This window comes from Corallococcus exercitus, assembly GCF_003611585.1.
Taxonomy (GTDB): Bacteria; Myxococcota; Myxococcia; order Myxococcales; family Myxococcaceae; genus Corallococcus; species Corallococcus exercitus.
The window spans coordinates 1-3,817 of sequence record NZ_RAVW01000631.1; the positions used below are offsets into that span (position 1 = coordinate 1).

Below are 3,817 nucleotides of genomic sequence, written 5' to 3' on the forward strand. Positions count from 1 at the left end.
GCATGTCTCGTGGGCTCGGAGATTTGTATAAGAGACAGGGGCCGGGGAGACGGAGCGGGCGCGGGAGACGGCGTCGCGGTTCTCCAGCCGCTCCAGGCGCTCCACCAGCGACGCCTGGGCGGCGCGCAGCGTGCGCACCTCCGCCTCCAGCCGGCCCACTTCCGTCTGGGAAGCAGCGGTGGTGGCGCAGGCGGTCGGCGCGGACAGCGCGACGGCGGCAAACAGGCGGAAGAGGAAGGGACGCACCGGCACGAGCCTGGACGGAGGGGATTCCAGGTCGAGGATAGGAAGGCCGGTCGGAGACCGTCAAGAAAACGACCCGGACGGCCCCTCCGCTAGAAGCGGTGCACCACGAAGTTGAGGTGACGCCCGGTGCGTCCCGCGTCCCGCCGGTGGGAGAAGAACCGGTCGCGATCACACGCCGTACAGGCCTGTAGCACGTCCACATGCTCCGGCTTCAGCCCCGCCTTCAAGAGGGAGGACTTCACCGCGAGTGGCAGGTCCAGGTGCGGCTTGTCCCCCGCGCGGACGACGTCCGGACCGAAGCGCGCGCGGAAGCGGTCGCCCAGCTCCGGGGAGACCTCGTAGCAGCACGCCTGGATGCAGGGGCCCACCGCCGCCAGCAGCTCTTCCGGCCGGCTGCCCCGCGCCACCAGCGCCTCCACCGTGCGGGCGCTGATCTCCAGGTCCGTGCCCTTCCATCCGGAGTGCACCGCCGCCACGCGCCGGCCGTGCGGATCCACAATCAGCACCGGTACGCAGTCCGCGGTGCCCACCGCCACCCAGCTCCCCTCCCCTTGCGTCCAGAGGGCATCCGCCTCACCCAGCGTCGGGCGCAGCACCTCGTCGGCTTCGCCGCGCGCCTCCAGCACCGTGTCGCCGTGCACCTGCGACACCCGGCAGAGCGCGCCCAGCTTCGCGCCCGCGGCCTGGGCCAGGCAGCGGTGGTTCTCCTCTACGCGCGGGCGCTCGTCCCCCACGGAGAAGCCCAGGTTCAGCGACGCGTAGGGGCCTTCGGACACCCCACCCGCTCGAGTGGCGAAGCCGTGCGGCACCGGCAGCAGCGCGGACGTGAGGAACAGGGGCGTGGACATGGGCGGACTTCCTAACCCCGGGCAGGCTTCCGGGCGCGGGCTTCGGGAGGGCGTCCACCGTGCCATGGGCGCAGCCCCTGAAAACAGGAACATGCGGGGGAACAACACTCCAGGTTCAATATTTCGACGCCAATGCGTTTGACAGGGCGTGTCATGCCCCTGACAATTTTCAACACTCCGGCACTCGCGGACAGAACGCGAAGGCCCGGAGCACACTGCGCCCCGCACATGGCCCTCGGTTCCGAGACGATTGGCAGGAAGCTCTTGTGGAGCATCGCCCTGCCCGGGTTGGTGGTGGCGCTCCTGGGCGTGGGTCACTTCTCGCGCGAAGCGCGACAGGCGGTGCGTGAAGGCACGCACCTGGAGGCGCTCGCGCTGGCGGAGGCCGTCGCCTCCACCTTCACGCTGCCGCAGGCGCCGGGCGCGGCGCCGCATGGCGCGGTGGCGGACGTGCTGGCATCGGACACGCGGCTGTTCCGCTCCGTGGAGGACCTGCGGGTGCTGACGCCGGACGGGCGGATCCGCTGGAGCCGGCGGCCGGCCGAGCAGGGCCACCCGCATCCGGAGGCCGCGCGGCTGTCCGCGACGGGGCCGGAGACGGCGCGCTCCAGCGAGCACGGCACGGAGGTGGTGCGGCCCCTGGGCGGTCCGGAGTGCTCCGGCTGTCACACCGGCGAGGCCGCACAGCGCATGGGCGTGCTCCAGGTGCGCCTGGGCGAGCCCACGCTGCACCGCCAGCTCCAGACGGTGTTCCAGGACGCGCTGGGCGCGATGGTGTTCTTCGTGGGCATCCTGGCGCTCGTCACCTGGCTGTCGCTGCGCTTCGTGCTCACCGCGCCGCTCAAGCGGCTGAGCGAGGCCATGGGGCGCGCGGCGGACGGCGACCTGCTGGTGCGCGCCGAGGCGCGGGGCACGGACGAGATCTCGCGGCTGGGCGCGGCCTTCAACCAGATGCTCGCGCGGCTCACCTCCATGAAGGTGGAGGAGATCGACACGCACCGCGACCTCCAGCTGGTGAAGGAGAAGCTGGCGCTGAAGGACGAGCTGGAGGAGCGCCTGCGGGAGCTGTCGCTGCTGTACGACGTGGCGCGCTCGCTCAACACCACGCTGGAGCTGGACGAGCTCCTGTCGCGCATCACCCGCATGGTGGTGGAGCGGCTGCACATCCCCGACTTCTCCATCATGCTCCTCAACGAGGAGGGCCTGCTGGAGGTGAAGCACGCGTGGCCTCAGGGCCGGGGCCTGGAGGGCCACACCTTCGCCATGGGCGAGGGCGCCTGCGGACGGGCCGCCCAGACGCGCAAGGCGGTGTACCTGCCGGACCTCACGGACAGCACCAGCATCTTCGCGCGGCGCGGCCTGCGCGGCGGCTCCGAGCACGGCACGCTGCTGGCGGTGCCCATGGTGCACGCGGACACGTTGCTGGGCGTCATCAACTTCCAGCGCCCGGAGACGGCGAGCATCTCCGCGGAGGAGATCGAGCTCTTCACCGCCGTGGCGGATCAGGCCGCGACGGCGGTGACGAACGCGCGCCTGCACGCGGAGACGGTGAAGCTCACGCTGACGGACGCGCTCACGGGCGTGCCCAACCGCCGCCACCTCTTCCAGCGACTGGACCTGGAGCTGGCGAGGGCCCAGCGCTTCGGCGTGCCCCTGGCCCTGCTGATGGTGGACGTGGACCACTTCAAGCGGCTCAACGACCTGGCCGGGCACCGCGCCGGAGACGAGACGCTGCGCCGGGTCTCCGAAGTGCTGCGCACCCGCGCGCGCAAGGTGGACACGCTGGGGCGCTACGGCGGCGAGGAGTTCGTGCTGCTGCTGCCGCAGGTGTCCAAGGCCACGGCGGTGGAGGTCGCGGAGACGCTGCGCCGCGCGGTGGCGGACGCCGTCACGCTCAACCGTCCGGGGCTGCCCGGCGGGCATGTCACGGTGTCCATCGGCGTCTCGCACTTCCCCACGGACGCGACGTCGCAGGACATGCTGGTGGACTGCGCGGACTCGGCGCTCTATTGCAGCAAGCGGACGGGGCGCAACCGCGTGACGGCGTTCGAGCCCGGCATGGAGGTGCACCCCGGCCGCGAGCGCAGCATCAGCGCTCCGCCCACGGACGCGCCCTCCACGCCTCCCGCGCCCACGGGCATCGCGAAGGCCTGAGCGCGGGGCATCCAGGTGCCCTGCCCTGCTGGGGCCTACCGCTGCACGAGCGTGCGGACCACGGGGAACATCAGGTCCGCCCACTCGTCGTAGCCCACGGAGGACGGGTGGAAGCCGTCCGAGCAGAAGAAGTCCGGACGCCGGGGGATCATCTCGCGGCTGGCCTCGTAGAGGTCCACCAGGTGCAGGCCGTGCGCGCGGGCCACCGAGGCGATGGCCGCGTTGAACGGCTCGATGCGCCCTTCGTAGAGCGCGCTGGGCACCATCTTGGCGATGGGCGCGAGCGCCATGTCCGCGATGTTCACGACGACCATGGACGCGCCGGTCTGCTTCAGCCGCCGGGCGATGCGGTCCAGGTCGTCCTGGAACTCCGCCACCTCGGTGCCGCGCCAGATGTCGTTGGTGCCCACGCCCAGGGTGATGAGCGTGGGCTGCAACGCGATGACGCGCTTGAGGGCGTTGTTGACGACGTCGCGCACGCGCGCGCCGCTCTGCCCCAGGTTGGTATGGCCCACGGGGAGGCCGTCCTTCCGGAGGCGGGAGGCGAGCCGGTCGGGATAGCCCCCGCC

General features: G+C 71.7%; 3 protein-coding genes and 1 pseudogene. 1 reads left to right on the plus strand and 3 read right to left on the minus strand.

The window, feature by feature from the left end:
- Together D7W79_RS39925 and pgeF are read right to left on the minus strand one after the other, a co-directional pair.
- Positions 1–252: pseudogene (locus tag D7W79_RS39925) on the minus strand (hypothetical protein); the annotation flags it as partial.
- Between the two features lie 83 nt (positions 253–335).
- A complete protein-coding gene (gene pgeF, locus D7W79_RS39930) occupies positions 336–1,094 on the minus strand; it encodes a peptidoglycan editing factor PgeF (protein WP_120530451.1) in 759 nt (252 codons plus the stop codon).
- A gap of 228 nt (positions 1,095–1,322) precedes the next feature.
- Between pgeF and D7W79_RS39935 the strand changes: the two genes are divergently transcribed.
- Positions 1,323–3,248: a GGDEF domain-containing protein gene (locus tag D7W79_RS39935; RefSeq protein WP_120530452.1), complete on the plus strand. Its 1,926-nt coding sequence runs from the start codon at positions 1,323–1,325 to the stop codon at positions 3,246–3,248.
- Between the two features lie 35 nt (positions 3,249–3,283).
- Here the strand turns inward: D7W79_RS39935 and D7W79_RS39940 are convergent.
- On the minus strand, positions 3,284–3,817 hold a 534-nt coding region (locus D7W79_RS39940; RefSeq protein WP_147442300.1), incomplete at its 5' end, for an SGNH/GDSL hydrolase family protein.

Excerpts from the sequence above, each read along its gene's own strand:
- D7W79_RS39935 (WP_120530452.1), top strand. The coding sequence starts at position 1,323 with ATGGCCCTCGGTTCCGAGACGATTGGCAGGAAGCTCTTGTGGAGCATC.
- pgeF (WP_120530451.1), bottom strand. The coding sequence starts at position 1,094 with ATGTCCACGCCCCTGTTCCTCACGTCCGCGCTGCTGCCGGTGCCGCAC.